Origin of the sequence: Metabacillus sp. FJAT-52054 (genome assembly GCF_037201815.1) — a bacterium.
In the GTDB taxonomy this organism is placed as follows: domain Bacteria; phylum Bacillota; class Bacilli; order Bacillales; family Bacillaceae; genus Metabacillus_B; species Metabacillus_B sediminis.
In genome coordinates this window covers 4,070,280-4,085,360 of record NZ_CP147407.1, presented here as the reverse complement: position 1 = coordinate 4,085,360, position 15,081 = coordinate 4,070,280, and the positions used below count along the sequence as shown (strand labels likewise).

The window sequence follows — 15,081 nt, the reverse complement described above, 5'->3', positions numbered from 1 at the left end:
ATAATTCTAACTTGTGAGTAATTGAATATTGCTCCTTGCTCTCATATGCTTGAGAGCCGTTTAGACCAAGAGGAGGTGTAGAGTAATGACAAACTACGAAATTATGTACATCGTACGTCCAAACATCGAAGAAGATGCGAAGAAAGCTCTTGTTGAGCGTTTCAGCGGAATTCTTTCTGACAATGGTGCGGAAGTAAAGGAAACGAAAGAGTGGGGCAAACGTCGCCTTGCTTATGAAATCAACGATTTCCGCGATGGTTACTATCAGATCGTTAAAGTTGCATCTGAAGCAGAAGCGGTTCAAGAATTTGACCGTCTTGCAAAGATCAGCGAAGACATCATTCGTCACATCGTGATTAAAGAAGAAGAATAATTGCAGCCGATCATAAATTTTCTAAATAAAGGATGGTCTTCATGATCAATCGTGTCGTTCTCGTCGGAAGACTTACAAAAGACCCTGAACTTCGTTATACACCAGCGGGGGCAGCTGTTGCCACCTTCACTCTTGCAGTAAACCGTACGTTTACGAACCAGCAGGGGGAAAAGGAAGCAGACTTCCTTAACTGCGTTGTATGGAGACGTCAGGCCGAAAATGTGGCAAACTTCTTGAAAAAAGGCAACTTAGCAGGCGTTGAAGGCAGATTGCAGTCTCGCAGCTATGAGGATCAAACAGGACGCCGTGTGTATGTTACTGAAGTTGTGGCCGACAGCGTGCAGTTTTTAGAGCCTAAGGGATCTGGAAACAGCGGCGGTGGCGGAAACAGCAATAACTTTTATGATGGAGGCCAGTCTCAGGGCGGCCAGAGATCATATGGTGGTTCAGATCAGCAGCGGAATAATAACAACAATCAAGGCCGTACAAGCTTTGATGATGATCCATTTGCCAATGATGGACAACCGATTGATATATCAGACGATGATTTGCCATTCTAAAAACTAAAATCCAATTCGAAAGGAGTGTATGACAAATGGCAGGAGGACGCAGAGGCGGTCGCGCGAAGCGCCGTAAAGTTTGTTTCTTTACCTCTAACGGAATCACGCACATCGACTACAAAGATGTTGATTTGCTTAAAAAATTCGTTTCCGAGCGCGGTAAAATTCTTCCTCGTCGTGTAACTGGTACAAGCGCTAAATACCAACGTAAATTGACTGTTGCTATCAAACGCTCACGCCAAATGGCATTGCTTCCATACGTTACAGGCGAATAAGACATTCCCAAAAGACACTCATTCTGTGAGTGTCTTTTATTATTTATTCCGCATGAATCCGCGCCTAACTCAATGAGTACAGCCCATTACTCTTTACCAGCAAAAAATGATATAATTGAATCGTACATAACAAGGTGAAGGCTGCTTACAAGAGCAGTTTTTTATTTTTACGGATAGAGAGGATTATTCTCCCCCTTGTGATTTAAGCTGAATGAGGTGAACCTGTGAAACGCACGAAAGCCCTGACAGAGGGAGCGATTATGCTTGCTCTTTTTACTGTTGCCGTCTTAATTACCATCACCGTCCCGCTTCTGGGGATAATTACTTCATTTGCCCTGCCTATTCCTTTCATTGTATATGCATTAAGGCATGACACGAGGAGCAGTCTTCTTTTGTTTGCCGCGTCTTTGCCGGTCGTTTTTATAACGGGATCAATCAGTGCCTTGCTTGCTGCAGCACCGACTGCTTTAACAGGGATCATCATGGGTACACTTTATAAGAAAAGAGGAAGTGCTCCGGCTGTTATTGGCGGGACCTTTGCATTCCTCGTTACCATCCTTGGAGGCTATGTGATTTCGGTTCTTTTTTTTCAAGTGAATCCTCTAACCGAATTCAAGTCTATTATGACGGAATCCATGAATATGGCGACCTCCTTTATGAAAACGATGGGTCAGCCTCCGAAGGAAGAACAGATGAGGCTTATGCGGACTCAAATGGAACAGTTTTTCACATTAATGCCGACAGTTGCAGTAATGTGCAGTTTCTTTTTCTCAATCATTACTCATGCAATTGCATCTGCTATTCTTAAAAGACTGAAGCTTGAAGTAAAGCCTTTAAAGCCATTCAGGGAATGGAAGCTGCCGCAAAGCATTGCATGGTATTATTTGGCGGTTGTTCTGCTGAGCTATATTGGATTCGAGAAGGGATCCTACGCGAGCATGGCTGTGTCCAATGTATTCTTTATCCTGATGATTTTGTTAGTCATCCAAGGGTTTTCTTTCCTGTTTTACTATGCTTACGTAAAGGGAATATCAAAAAGCGTTCCCATCACGGTTGTTATTATTTCCCTATTCCTCTCGATTTTGCTTTATCCAATTCAATTCTTAGGTATAATTGACATAGGATTCAGATTAAGGGAGAAAATCACTCCAAAATCTTAATGGTTTTACAAAACGGTATCACTGTTGCGAGGAGCTGAAACAGATGCCAAGTTTTTACGAAAAGCGCTTATTCCGTTACCCTATATACGCTCTATATAGCGTGACAGTGATCGCTCTAGCAATCCTTTTTTACTATAACTGGATCCTGTCCTTCGCAGGCCTTCTTCTTATGGGATTTACCATTATTCTCCTTATTCAGGCTGATGCCAAAATGAAGTCGGATATGGAAGAGTACATATCCACGCTCTCCTACAGGCTGAAAAAGGTCGGAGAAGAAGCGCTGATGGAGATGCCGATCGGGATCATGCTGTTTAATGATCAGTACTATATAGAATGGACGAATCCATTCCTTGCTTCCTGTTTTGATGAAGATACGCTCGTCGGACGGACGCTTTATGATGTAGCGGAAGGGCTCATTCCTCTTATTAAACAGGAGGTTGACTCAGAGACGCTCTCTCTTCATGACCGGAAGTTCAAGGTGATTATTAAAAGAGAAGAACGCCTGCTTTATTTCTTTGATGTAACGGAGCAAAAAGAGATTGAAAAGCAATATAAAAATGAGCGAACGGTTTTAGCCCTTATTTTTCTTGATAACTATGATGAAGTAACGCAAGGGATGGACGATCAGACGAAAAGCACGATTAACAGTGAAGTGACGTCCCTTTTGAATAAATGGGGGAATGAACAGGGGCTGTTTTTAAAGCGCGTCTCCTCTGAGCGGTTTCTTGCTGTTTTAAATGAGCATATCCTAGAAAAATTGGAAAAAAACAAGTTTTCTGTCCTTGATGAGGTGCGCGAGCGAACAGCCGTTTATAATATTTCGCTTACGCTCAGTGTAGGAATCGGTGCCGGACATCACTCCCTTCAGGAGCTTGGAGATCTGGCGCAATCGAGCCTGGACCTTGCTTTAGGCCGCGGAGGAGATCAGGTTGCCATTAAGCAGCCGAACGGCAAAGTAAAGTTTTACGGCGGCAAAACGAATCCGATGGAAAAAAGAACCCGGGTCCGCGCCCGTGTTATTTCCCACGCAATGACGGAAATTGTCACGGCCAGTGACAAGGTTCTGATCATGGGCCATAAATATCCGGATATGGATGCAATCGGTGCAGCAATCGGCGTTCTGAAAGTTGCAGAAGTAAACGACAAGCAAGCGTACATCGTTCTCGATCAGAATGAAATAGATTCGAGTGTTCAAAGGCTTGTAGAGGAGCTTAAGCTTCATACCGAATTGTGGTCCCATTTTATTAAACCGGAAGAAGCGCTTGAAATGGTGACAGAGGAAACGGTGCTCGTTGTCGTGGATACACATAAGCCTTCCCTCGTTCTTGATGAGAAGCTGCTGGGACGTGTTCATGATAAAGTGGTGATTGACCATCACAGGCGGGGCGAGGAATTTATTAAAGACCCTCTGCTTGTCTATATGGAGCCGTATGCGTCCTCTACAGCGGAGCTTGTCACGGAGCTGCTTGAATACCAGCCGAAGCGTCTGAAGCTCAAAATGATTGAAGCAACGGCCCTGTTAGCTGGTATAATAGTGGACACAAAAAGCTTTACGCTCAGAACCGGCTCAAGAACGTTCGATGCAGCATCCTATCTCAGGTCAAAAGGAGCGGACACGATTCTTGTTCAAAAGTTTATGAAAGAGGACATCAACCATTTCGTGAAACGCTCCAAGCTGATTCAGAACACCGAGCTGCTTGAGAATGGCGTAGCGCTGTCAATGGACTCTGATGAAAACGGGGATTATTTCGATCAGGTTATCATTGCTCAAACAGCGGATACTCTCCTTTCGATGAGCGGAGTTTCAGCTTCGTTTGTTCTGGCGAGGCGCAATGAAAATACGGTTGGAATCAGTGCAAGGTCGCTTGGGGATGTGAATGTTCAGCTGATTATGGAAGCACTGGACGGCGGCGGGCACTTGACGAACGCGGCCACCCAGCTTCATGACATAACGGTTGCAGAAGCGGAAGAGAGATTAAAGCAAGCAATTGGCGACTATTTTGAAGGAGGAATTAAGGCATGAAAGTAGTTTTTCTTAAAGATGTTAAAGGCAAAGGAAAAAAAGGCGAGGTAAAAAACGTAGCGGACGGCTACGCGCACAATTTCCTGATTAAACAAGGTCTTGCTGTAGAAGCAAACAATGCGGCAATGTCAGCACTTAATGCCCAAAAGAATAAAGAGAGCAAAGAAGCAGAACAAGAGCTTCAGCAGGCGGAAGAGCTGAAAAAAACACTTGAAGAGCTTACCGTTGAACTGAAAGCGAAATCTGGAGAAGGCGGACGTCTATTCGGTTCCATCACAAGCAAGCAAATTGCCGATGAGCTGAAAAAGGTCCACTCCATCAAAATCGATAAGCGCAAACTGGACCTTCCGGATGCGATCCGAGGTCTTGGATACACAAACGTACCTGTAAAGCTTCATACCGAAGTAACAGCAACTCTAAAGGTTCATGTAACGGAAGAATAAGCATGGAAAGTTAACCCATTGCCGCGTTTTACAAAATGCGGAAAATCAGGGTTTTCTGAGGATTGAAAGCAGCATGAGAGGTGATAGAGCTGATCAGAAAAAATTCTGTTACAGCTTCTATCACCTTTTTCTTATATAATAGAACAAGTACGTGCCATTTTAACCTAAAGGACGGTGCTCGAACTTGAATGAACTATTCAATGACCGAATTCCGCCGCAGAATATAGATGCTGAACAAGCTGTACTAGGAGCCATTTTTCTTGAACCGCAAGCCTTAACGATGGCTTCAGAAGTATTAATACCTGAGGATTTTTACCGGGCTGCGCACCAGAAAATTTATAACACGATGCTCCAGCTTACCGACAAGGGCGAGCCTGTAGATCTGGTCACCGTTACCTCTGATCTCGCAGATGTAAATCTGCTTGAAGAAATTGGAGGGGTCTCCTATTTATCAGACCTTGCCAACTCAGTACCAACAGCGGCGAACGTAGAATATTATGCAAGAATTGTAGAAGAAAAATCGATTTTAAGAAGACTAATCCGGACGGCAAGCACGATTGCCCAGGAAGGCTATACACGCGAAGACGAAGTGGCCGATCTCCTGACAGATGCTGAAAAAAGCATCATGGAAGTAGCACAGCGCAAAAACGCAGGCTCCTTCCAGAGCATTAAGGATGTCCTCGTTCAAACCTATGATAATATTGAACTTCTTCACAACCGAAAAGGAGACATCACGGGAATACCAACCGGGTTCTCTGAGCTCGACCGGATGACGGCAGGCTTTCAGCGAAACGACCTCATCATCGTTGCCGCCCGTCCTTCTGTTGGTAAAACCGCCTTCGCCCTGAACATTGCCCAGAACGTCGCGACCAAGACAGATGAGAACGTTGCGATCTTCAGCCTCGAGATGGGGGCCGACCAGCTCGTTATGCGTATGCTCTGTGCAGAAGGCAACATCAACGCCCAAAACTTAAGAACCGGTAACCTGACAAGCGAGGACTGGGGAAAGCTCACCATGGCTATGGGAAGCCTTTCTAACGCAGGAATCTATATCGATGACACCCCAGGGATCCGCGTAAGTGAGATCCGCTCAAAATGCCGCCGTCTCAAGCAAGAGGCCGGCCTCGGCATGATCCTGATTGATTACCTGCAGCTCATCCAGGGAAGCGGCCGAAGCAAGGATAACCGCCAGCAGGAGGTATCCGAAATCTCAAGAACGCTCAAATCCCTGGCCCGTGAGCTCAAGGTGCCCGTCATCGCCCTGTCCCAGCTCTCCCGTGGAGTGGAGCAGCGCCAGGACAAGCGTCCGATGATGTCCGACATCCGTGAATCCGGAAGTATCGAGCAGGATGCCGACATCGTCGCCTTCCTATACCGTGACGATTACTACGACAAAGAATCCGAAAACAAAAACATCATCGAAATCATCATCGCCAAACAGCGTAACGGTCCCGTGGGAACCGTCTCCCTGGCGTTCGTAAAAGAATACAACAAGTTCGTGAACTTGGAGCGGAGGTTTGACGACGCTCCAGGGGCTTAGAGGCTGCACCCTTTTGGGGTGTGGTCTTTTTCGTGCTGTTGCACTGACCCCCACTCTGCTAAAGCACTAAACCTCCGTCCCTTCTCTTTCTGATTGCATATCCCGAGCCGGATGGCATGTTTTTTGCTCTGTCCCCCTGTGCGGTGATTCGATGGGGGTCAGTGCAATGCACTGACCCCCGCTTTGCTAAAGCACTAAATCTCCGTCCCCCCGCTTTCTGATTGTATACTAGGAGCCGGATGGCATGTTTTTTGCTCTGTCCCCCTGTGCGGTGATTCAATGGGGGTCAGTGCACAGTGCACCTGCCGTCAACCGCACTACGCTTACACACCGAAAAACCCCGCTCCTCCAAAAGAAGCGGGGCTGCCTTATTCTCCAACCTTCCTAAACTCCATCCAATCCAAATTAGCATTCGGTGCATAAACCTGCAGGGTTTGGATGCCTTTTTCCAGACGGATGCTGGTTTCGAAGGTTTTCCACGTATCCCATCCGCCGGTCTGCGGGATGTTCGCCTCAGCTCTGGCATCTGCCTGTTCCAGTTTAATCTCGCCTTGAGGCAGATCGCCTGTGTACTGGTTTCCTACTTTTCTGAGAAGAGTGAATTTCCCGCCGTCTCGACCGGATGCTGCAAGAAATGTAACCGTATATTCCCCAGCTTCCTTGACGTCAACGGCATATTGCATCCAGTCGCCTTCGTCAATCCAGCCGACACTGGTTAGGCCGTTTTGCACGCCGAACATGTCCTGATAGTTTTCCGCTTCAATGCGGGTACCTAATGGTTCAAGTACAGCCGGTTTGGCAAGGCGTTTCATTGCAATGTTATCAATCGTTACGCCCGCACGATTTCCGCCTAAAAGAAATTCGATCACACTGTTCGGATCGCTTTCCGAAGGCTGAATCAGCAATCGGTAGGATTTCAAGTCTGCTGTAAGCGGGATTTGTTCGGTTTTCGTATAAAAGGCTGAGCGGTTCTCATTTGTAATCTGGAATCCGATATTCCGCTTTGCATCCGCTTTTGCGTCAAAGGTCAGGATATAGGCCGCGTCCTCTTCAAGATTCAGCTTGTTTTGACTTAAGCGAATCGCATCAGCGTAGCTTCCGGTGCGCTTAATATCCACATGAAGCTTGCGTTCCGGAATGGCTTCACCGACTGAAGCCTCGGCTTTAGATCCTTTATCCGCGGCAAGGTCCCAGAACTCCATGCGCGCCGTCCCCTGGTCAAAGGTTCCGTTGTAAATATAGTTTCCGTTAGGTAGTACCTTTTTCGGTGCGTTCGGATCCTTTGGAAGCTTTACGAGCTTTACATGGTCTATCCAAACTGGAAGATCCGAGCCCTGGCCCAGATTAAATTCCAGACGCGCATGAGGATCCGTCTCGCTTTCCATCGTAAACTCATAGCTAAAGGACTGCATCTTGTCCGTAAGGGAAAGAGTTTGATCGGATAAATATCTCGTATAGCTGCGTTCGGGACCCGAAATATTGATACCAGCCGCACGAGGGCCAGTAGACCGGGCATCAAATGTCAGTTTATAGCGCTCTCCCTTTTCAATCGGAAGGGCAGGCTGCACAAATTGGATGGCATGTACGGCATTCCCTGGTTTCGTGATGCTGATTTTTGCTTCACCGTTCACGGATTCTGCCGTTCCTTCTCCTCCAAACAGGCTGGAAGGCTCAAACGGCTGGAACTTCCACTCATTGAGGCCGGCCTCGAACTCCCCGTTATACACATAGTTTCCGTCAGCTAGCGGGGGACGAAGATCCGCAGCTGTCTCTTCAGCGACCGGTCTTTCCCCGGCCTCGCGATACTTTCCGTCCAATTCATACACTCTTACATAATCGACGAGCATCCGGCTTGGGAAGACCGTAGTGCTATCCGGATAACCGGGCCAGTTTCCGCCAACAGCCACGTTCAGCTGAAGGAAAAAGTCACGGTCGAAGGGAGCGGGATACGTGTAGGGTGCAGCAGCATTTTCATTTTTGCTGTACCAGTCATTTTGCTTTGCATAAAGAACGCCATCCACGTACCATCTAATTTCACCAGGCTCCCAGTCAATCGAGAAGGTGTGATAGGCTTCTGAGAAATCCTTCGCGCCTTGCGGAAGGCGGTACATCTCCCCTGTGTTTTTCCATGGCAGTCCATAATGCAGCGTGCCATGCACTTCATTCGGAGCGTGTCCGAGCAATTCCATAATGTCAATTTCTCCTGAGGCAGGCCACCCTGAGTATAGATCATAGTCTGTCGGCATCATCCAGATTGCCGGCCACATGCCCTGGCCTTTTGGGAGCTTCGCACGAATTTCGTAGCGGCCGTACGTCCAGTCGCCTTTGTTTTGCGTGGTCAATTTGGCAGACGTATACTCATTGCCGCCCAGAGCCTCTTTATGCGCTTCAATAACAAGGGAACCATTCTCCAGACGGGCGTTTTTTGAGCGGTTCGTATAATTTTGAAGCTCATTATTCCCGTAGCCGCCGCCTCCCTGGATAAAATTCCACTTGCTTTCATTGATCGCGGATCCGTCAAATTCATCCTGCCATACAAGATTCCAGTTTTCCTTTTGGATCTGGTTTTCCTTCAAGGCAATCTGTTCAAAATCAAGGACCCGATTCGCTGAATCCAACAGATAAACGCCTGCATACTTGTTGATTTTCGGATCAACACCTGTCAGGTCAGAACCGGAGAGGTATGGATTCGTGACCGTTCGTCCTTTCGGCGCCAAATCGCCGGTTTTAACTTTGCCGAACGGTTCATTTGATACCTTTACGGCCACGTGATGCGATTTTGGAACGGGGATAATCAGTTTAGCTGTCCCATGATCCTTCCCCTTAATCGCAACGGGATGGAACGGGATCGCCTCCTTGCTGCCTGCAGCCTGTGCAGGGCCTGTAAACCCTGCAATCAGCATGCAGGAAATCATCATACCTGTTAATTTGCGCATCTCTTTACCTCCTTGATTTTGTCCAAAAGGCGAATTAAGAACCGATCTGCAAGGAAGGTGTCCGCTGCTTAATGATTTCTGCATACCGATAGGCACTGTCCTTCCAGATTCGTTCCTGAGAATCAAAGTCCACATAAATCATGCCAAAACGTTTGTCATAGCCGAAGCTCCATTCAAAGTTATCGAGCAGGGACCACAAGTAGTAGCCTTGAATATTCATGCCCATCTCATTTAAATCAGAGACGGCTTGAAGGTGCTTTTCAATATAATCGGTGCGAAGGGAATCATGTACTCTGCCATTCTCCACCTCATCATCATAGGCGGCCCCATTCTCCGTTATGTAGATTGGGAGGTCCGTGTATTCTTTACGGAGTCTGATAATCAGGTCTTTAAATTCATCCGGAGCGATGTCCCAGCCCATCCCGGTTTTCTCATAATCCGAATAAGCGCCTTTGCTCATGAAATCTTGGGCTGCGCTGAATTCAACGATGGCCCGGCTGTAGTAGTTAATCCCGAAAAAGTCACATGGAACCGAAATGGTTTCCAAGTCTCCTTGTTTAATAAAATCATAGGAGTGAACGTATTTAGAAAAGAGATTCATCATATCTGCCGGATAGCTGCCTTTGAAAATCGGATCCAGGAACCATCTGTTAGAATAGCCATCCGCATTATTCGCAGCAAGCAAATCGTTCGCTGAATCGGACGCTGCATAAACAGGGGACAGGTTCAGCGTAATACCGATTGGAGTGAGGGATGAAAACTCCTGTTTCAGCATGTTCACAGCTTCTCCGTGTGAAAGCAGCATGTGATGAACGGCTTTAACGGCTTCTTCCATGTTCGTATGGCCTGGTGCATGAACGCCCTGATGATAGCCAAGAAAGCCCGCGCACCAAGGCTCATTGTGCGTAATCCAGGAATCAACGAGATGATCAAGCTCTGTAAAGCATGCTCTTGTGTAATCGAGGAACCATTTCACAGATTCACGGTTTGTCCAGCCGCCTTCTTCATGCACCCACATAGGCAGGTCCCAGTGATAAAGCGTAACCGCAGGCTTGATGCCTTCTCCCTGAAGACGCTTCGCCAGGTTTTTATAAAAAGCCATTCCTTCTGCGTTGTACTCGCCTTTCTTAGGGAAAATACGAGGCCAGGCAATGGAGAAGCGATAAGCATCGACGCCCAGGTTTTTGATGATCTGAATATCTTCCTCGAAACGGTGGTAGTGGTCACATGCCGTATTTCCGTTGTGCTGCTCATAAACCTTTCCGGGGGTGTCGCAGAATGTATCCCAAATCGAAGGGGTCCTTCCGCCTTCGTTATGTGCTCCTTCAATCTGATAGGAAGACGTTGCTGTACCGAAAATAAACTCTTTAGAAAAATTCACTTCACTTCACTCCTTATTCTTTGATGGCTCCAGCTGAGATGCTGTTAATGATGTATTTAGATAAGAATAGAAACGCAATCATGATCGGCACGACTGAAATGGCAATGCCAAGATACATGGATCCGAGATTTTGAGCGACTTGAGAACCTTTTAAAAATCCCATTAAAACCGGCAAGGTGTACTTTTCCGGAGAGAAGATCAGCACTAAAGGCATAATGTAGTTGTTCCAGGATCCGATAAAGGTGAAAATCGACATTGTTGCAATAGCAGGCATCATGATGGGGATGGCAACAATGTGAAAAATCTTAAACTCACTAGCCCCATCGATTCTTGCTGCTTCTATTAAACTCGGATGAAGAGTCGTCAAAATATATTGCCTCAGGAAAAATACAACAAACGGGCTTGCGACAGCCGGGACAATGAGCGGAATATACGTATCAAGAATTCCTAATGTCTTGGACAATTCATAAAATCCAATTAAACCAAGCTGTCCGGGCACCATCATCATGACGAGCATGAAAACGAAGAGGAAATTATTCCCTTTAAACGTGTAAAAAGCGAATCCGTATGCAGTCAGGGCCGAAAAATACCCCGTCAGGATCGTTACAAGAACGGAGATGAAAAGACTGTTTTTAAAGCCTGTCCACACATTCACATAATCCATCATCGTTTGATAGTTTTCGAGAAGTGCATTGCCGGGTACGAGAGTAAAGCCTGTTAATATCGCTTCATTGGAGCGCGTGGCATTAACGAGCATCATCAGGAAAGGAACAAAGCAAACAATGGCTAAAACGGTCATGCCGATGTAAAGAATCCCTTTGATGATCCGGTCTTTTCCGCCTTTAGGCTTTGGCTGAAGAGAGACAGGCTTTGATTTCAATTCAGTAGGAATGGTTTTGTTCGTTTCAATCATTTTTTACACCTGCCTTGCTTGTTTTCGTTCGCTGCTGTACATCGATCTGAAGACAACGGCAGAGAAAATGACTGTGATGATAAACAATCCGTAAGCAACTGCGGAAGCATAGCCATAGTTGTTGTACTTGAATGCCTGATTGTATAAATACAGAACCATCGTGTTCAGCGATCCGTCCGGCGATCCGATGCCATCGGTAATCAGCATAGGAAGATCGAATAATTGAAGACCACCAATGAGAGAGGTAATCATGATATACAAAAGAATCGGTTTTAATAAAGGCAGGGTAATGCTGACAAGTGTTTGCCAGCGGTTTGCGCCATCGATCAGAGCGGCTTCGAAATAGTCAGTGGAGATTCCGGAAATCCCAGCCATGATGACAATAAAGGAATGTCCGAACCACATCCACGTTAAGATCAGGGAAACGGAAATTTGAGCGGTGGCTGGTTCATTCAGCCAGTTAATTGGATCAGATATCAATCCGAGGTTCATAAGAACAACGTTCAGCGAGCCATGCTGCCAATCCAGCAGAATCCCGAATAATAGAGCAACGGAGCTGACCGTTATCAAATTTGGCAGATAAAAAATTGCCCGGAAAAACGATTGGCCCTTCATTTTTAGCCGCATATCGGAAAAAATGGCGGCAAGAATCAACGCAAGTCCCATTTGCAAAGCAAAATTAATGCCCCAGATTTTCAGCGTGTTGACAAAGGCCTGCACGAAGAAGGAATCCGTTAAAAGACGTGTATAATTCGCTAATCCGACAACCTCAGCAGTTCCGCTGCCGGTATAATTCGTAAAGCTGTAATAAAACGTGAGCGCAACTGGATAGATACTGAATACTAAGAAGACCAGCCAAAACGGTGCGATAAAAAAGTACCCATACCGGTTTAAATTTTTCACCTTTTTCCCTCTCTTTCAAGAAGTACAAGCGGCCTAAAGCTTGTTAAGCCGCTTGCTGCTTATCATTTATTTGGAACCGTTAAATCCGGATACGCATTTTTCGCTTTCATATAAAACTCTTTAATCGCGTCATCCTTGGATTTTTTTCCATCCGTATATTGTTTAACCGCATTGCCGTAAAGGGTATCAAGCTGCTGATCATACTTCGTTACGATTCCCGGCTTAATATTTTGAGCCTGATCAAGGAAGAATTGATAATTATTTTGCCCGCCAAGAAATTCATCCTTGAAATCACCTTTAATTTCATCTGTAACAGGAAGGTAGGATAGAACATCTCCTGTTTCTTTCGCCCAATCCTTAAGGAAGTCTTTATCCTGCGTCATCATTTTCACGAAATCGTAAGCCAGTTCCTTGTTCTTTGATTTGCTGTAAACACCAAGCCATGAACCGCCCCAGAAATATGGACTCGGACCGCTTGTAACTGCCCAATCACCCGTGGATTTTTTTACATTTGTTTTCAAAACACTATGCAGACCCCAAGTAGGAAGTACATAGGAGAACACATTGGTTTCAACTGTCTTTCCGTTCTCTTTAACCTTCACGGCTTTATCCATGGATTCGAACCACGATGGGGACCATTCTGCAGCATTGGCTGTGTAGCCTTTCGTCTTCATTTCTTTTGCATAGTCCATAAATTCAACTTTTCTGTCAGTCAGCTGCAGCTCATTTTTATCATTTACCCATGGTTCAGGTGCATCGCCTTGAGCAAACCAGCGGATTGCGCCCTCATCCGGGAACATGCGGTAGCCTTTCGCTTTCAATTTTTCTGCTGTTGCAAACACACTGTCCATAGAAGACATCATTTTCCCGACTTCAGCAGGATCATCCGTTCCAAGAACCTCTTTCGCAATGCTTCGCTTGTAATAAACACCGCCTGGAGTCGTCTGCCAGGAAAGAGCTCGCACCTTGCCATCCTTGTCTTTTCCCATATCAAATACGTAAGGAATGTATTGATCTGATAACTTTTCAGCATCGTATGGGGATTTTGAAAGGTCTTCCCAATATCCCGCATCCACCCATTGCTTAATAAAGGCAAGCTCACCCGTAAATACGTCAGGAGCTCCCACGCCGCTTTCAAGAACCGGCCTTAGCTTCGTTGGATAGTCTGCAATCGGAACGATGGTCAGCTCCACCTTCACGCCATTCTTTTCTTCAAATTTTTTAATAGGCTTCTTCAATTCATCTGTAAATGACCAGATTCTCAAATCAATGTCTTTACCGCCTTTTGATCCGTTTGCACTTTGTGAACCTGAACAGCCTGCCAAAACGCCGACTAGTAAAACAAGCGATAAAAACATACTCAGTGTTTTCTTCATCATGTAGCCCCTTTTCAAATGGTATTGGAAAATAAGTGCTTTACTTACTGTTCGAAAGCGGTTTCGATTTTTGTAAAAAAAATAAACATATAACCGAAAGCGGTTTCGTTTAACTGCAAAAAAATATACTGAAAGCGGTTACTATAAAAATTAAAAAAAATTAGGTTAAAGCTCGGCAGGATTCGCGTTCTATTAATTGAATTGGAATCATTTCAGATTTTATTGATTTCTTTTTCTGGACAATCTGACTCACAAGCAGACTCGCTGCCTGTGCACCAAGTGCATCTGTATCCTGTTTGATCGTGGTTAATTTAGGTGTTACATAGCTCGCCATTTCAATATCGTCAAAACCAACAATCGAAAAATCATCCGGAACAGCAAGACCATGGTCTTTAATGGTTTCCATTGCCCCAATTGCCATTTGGTCTCCAGCTATGAAAATGGCTGTAGGACGATCCTTCAGTTTTAAAAGCTGTTCCATTGCTGCTCTGCCTTCCTGAATGGAGAACATCCCTCCGTTTACAAGATATCCTTCAGGTATAGCAAGACTGCTTTTCTTCATTGCCTTCTCGTACCCATTAATTCTTGCCTCACCAGTAAATGTTTCGGAATCACCTGAAATATGGGCAATCTTGCGGTGGCCGAGTGATATGAGGTAATCTACTGCAGTCTCAGCTCCAGTCACATTATCAGAATAAACGACACTGCTGTTAACCTCATTCATGTCAATCACGACAATAGGAATGTTGCTGTCCAGAATTTCCAGCACCTGGGGATCATTTTGGTCAGAGCAGATGATGATAATGCCATCCACACCTCTGTATGTAAAATGCTCCAGATAGGTCGTATTCCGGTTGCGGAGATTTCTGGAAGGGAAAATGAGGTCATACCCTTCATTTTCCGCATGCTTGCGAAAACTTTCAATGACAGCATTAAAGAATGGATGCTTCATCCCCACTTCATTTTCCTCCGTAAACATGACTCCAATTGACCATGTTTTTTTGGTGGAAAGGGACTGGGCGTGAGAATTAGGCAAGTAACCCATCTCCGCTGCTACAGTCAAAATGACATTCTTTGTTTTCTCGCTCACATCCGGATAATTATTTAATGCTTTTGAAACGGTTGTACTGGAAACCCCAGCTTTTTTTGCTACATCATAGATCGTGGTCATCCTAATCTCCTCTTATCGAAAGCGCTT

The 15,081-nt window shown here is 45.7% G+C and carries 13 protein-coding genes; 7 read left to right on the top strand and 6 right to left on the bottom strand.

Going from position 1 to position 15,081, the window contains the following annotated elements:
* Positions 1–85 precede the first annotated feature (85 nt).
* The 7 genes from rpsF (at position 86) to dnaB (ending at position 6,374) form a co-directional block, all read left to right on the top strand.
* A complete protein-coding gene (rpsF, locus tag WCV65_RS20965) occupies positions 86–373 on the top strand; it encodes a 30S ribosomal protein S6 (RefSeq protein ID WP_035408493.1) in 288 nt (95 codons plus the stop codon).
* A gap of 41 nt (positions 374–414) precedes the next feature.
* Positions 415–933, top strand: a complete 519-nt coding sequence (ssb, locus tag WCV65_RS20960; protein ID WP_035408495.1) for a single-stranded DNA-binding protein — start codon at positions 415–417, stop codon at positions 931–933.
* A gap of 35 nt (positions 934–968) precedes the next feature.
* Positions 969–1,208 (top strand): 30S ribosomal protein S18, encoded by a 240-nt coding sequence (gene rpsR, locus WCV65_RS20955; protein ID WP_035408497.1) that lies wholly within the window; start codon positions 969–971, stop codon positions 1,206–1,208.
* A gap of 224 nt (positions 1,209–1,432) precedes the next feature.
* Positions 1,433–2,368: a YybS family protein gene (locus WCV65_RS20950; protein ID WP_338779172.1), complete on the top strand. Its 936-nt coding sequence runs from the start codon at positions 1,433–1,435 to the stop codon at positions 2,366–2,368.
* Positions 2,369–2,411: 43 nt separating this feature from the next.
* Positions 2,412–4,391 (top strand): DHH family phosphoesterase, encoded by a 1,980-nt coding sequence (locus WCV65_RS20945; protein ID WP_338779170.1) that lies wholly within the window; start codon positions 2,412–2,414, stop codon positions 4,389–4,391.
* Positions 4,388–4,834 carry a 50S ribosomal protein L9 gene (gene rplI / locus WCV65_RS20940; RefSeq protein ID WP_035408507.1) on the top strand — a complete coding sequence of 149 codons (447 nt, stop codon included), beginning with the start codon at positions 4,388–4,390 and terminating at the stop codon, positions 4,832–4,834. Before WCV65_RS20945 ends, rplI begins: the two co-directional genes overlap by 4 nt.
* A 184-nt stretch (positions 4,835–5,018) precedes the next feature.
* Entirely contained in the window at positions 5,019–6,374 is a 1,356-nt protein-coding gene (gene dnaB / locus WCV65_RS20935; protein ID WP_035408509.1) for a replicative DNA helicase, read from the top strand.
* Positions 6,375–6,742: 368 nt separating this feature from the next.
* Here dnaB and WCV65_RS20930 read toward each other — a convergent pair whose 3' ends face one another.
* The 6 genes from WCV65_RS20930 to WCV65_RS20905 form a co-directional block, all read right to left on the bottom strand.
* A complete protein-coding gene (locus WCV65_RS20930; protein WP_338779165.1) occupies positions 6,743–9,310 on the bottom strand; it encodes a family 16 glycosylhydrolase in 2,568 nt (855 codons plus the stop codon).
* A gap of 34 nt (positions 9,311–9,344) precedes the next feature.
* Positions 9,345–10,691, bottom strand: a complete 1,347-nt coding sequence (locus WCV65_RS20925) for a GH1 family beta-glucosidase (protein WP_338779163.1) — start codon at positions 10,689–10,691, stop codon at positions 9,345–9,347.
* A gap of 13 nt (positions 10,692–10,704) precedes the next feature.
* On the bottom strand, positions 10,705–11,490 hold the full coding sequence (locus WCV65_RS20920; protein ID WP_338782396.1) for a carbohydrate ABC transporter permease: 786 nt from the start codon (positions 11,488–11,490) through the stop codon (positions 10,705–10,707).
* Between the two features lie 117 nt (positions 11,491–11,607).
* Positions 11,608–12,507 carry a sugar ABC transporter permease gene (locus WCV65_RS20915; protein ID WP_338779161.1) on the bottom strand — a complete coding sequence of 300 codons (900 nt, stop codon included), beginning with the start codon at positions 12,505–12,507 and terminating at the stop codon, positions 11,608–11,610.
* Positions 12,508–12,569: 62 nt separating this feature from the next.
* On the bottom strand, positions 12,570–13,883 hold the full coding sequence (locus WCV65_RS20910) for an extracellular solute-binding protein (RefSeq protein ID WP_338779159.1): 1,314 nt from the start codon (positions 13,881–13,883) through the stop codon (positions 12,570–12,572).
* 160 nt (positions 13,884–14,043) lie between these two features.
* The gene (locus WCV65_RS20905) at positions 14,044–15,054 is read right to left on the bottom strand and encodes a LacI family DNA-binding transcriptional regulator (RefSeq protein WP_338779157.1); all 1,011 of its coding nucleotides are present in this window, start codon (positions 15,052–15,054) and stop codon (positions 14,044–14,046) included.
* Positions 15,055–15,081 lie beyond the last annotated feature (27 nt).

Coding starts and splice junctions, on each gene's coding strand:
- WCV65_RS20945 (WP_338779170.1), top strand. CDS start 2,412: ATGCCAAGTTTTTACGAAAAGCGCTTATTCCGTTACCCTATATACGCT.
- WCV65_RS20905 (WP_338779157.1), bottom strand. CDS start 15,054: ATGACCACGATCTATGATGTAGCAAAAAAAGCTGGGGTTTCCAGTACA.
- WCV65_RS20920 (WP_338782396.1), bottom strand. CDS start 11,490: ATGACCGTTTTAGCCATTGTTTGCTTTGTTCCTTTCCTGATGATGCTC.
- WCV65_RS20910 (WP_338779159.1), bottom strand. CDS start 13,883: ATGAAGAAAACACTGAGTATGTTTTTATCGCTTGTTTTACTAGTCGGC.
- WCV65_RS20930 (WP_338779165.1), bottom strand. CDS start 9,310: ATGCGCAAATTAACAGGTATGATGATTTCCTGCATGCTGATTGCAGGG.
- rpsR (WP_035408497.1), top strand. CDS start 969: ATGGCAGGAGGACGCAGAGGCGGTCGCGCGAAGCGCCGTAAAGTTTGT.
- rplI (WP_035408507.1), top strand. CDS start 4,388: ATGAAAGTAGTTTTTCTTAAAGATGTTAAAGGCAAAGGAAAAAAAGGC.
- rpsF (WP_035408493.1), top strand. CDS start 86: ATGACAAACTACGAAATTATGTACATCGTACGTCCAAACATCGAAGAA.
- ssb (WP_035408495.1), top strand. CDS start 415: ATGATCAATCGTGTCGTTCTCGTCGGAAGACTTACAAAAGACCCTGAA.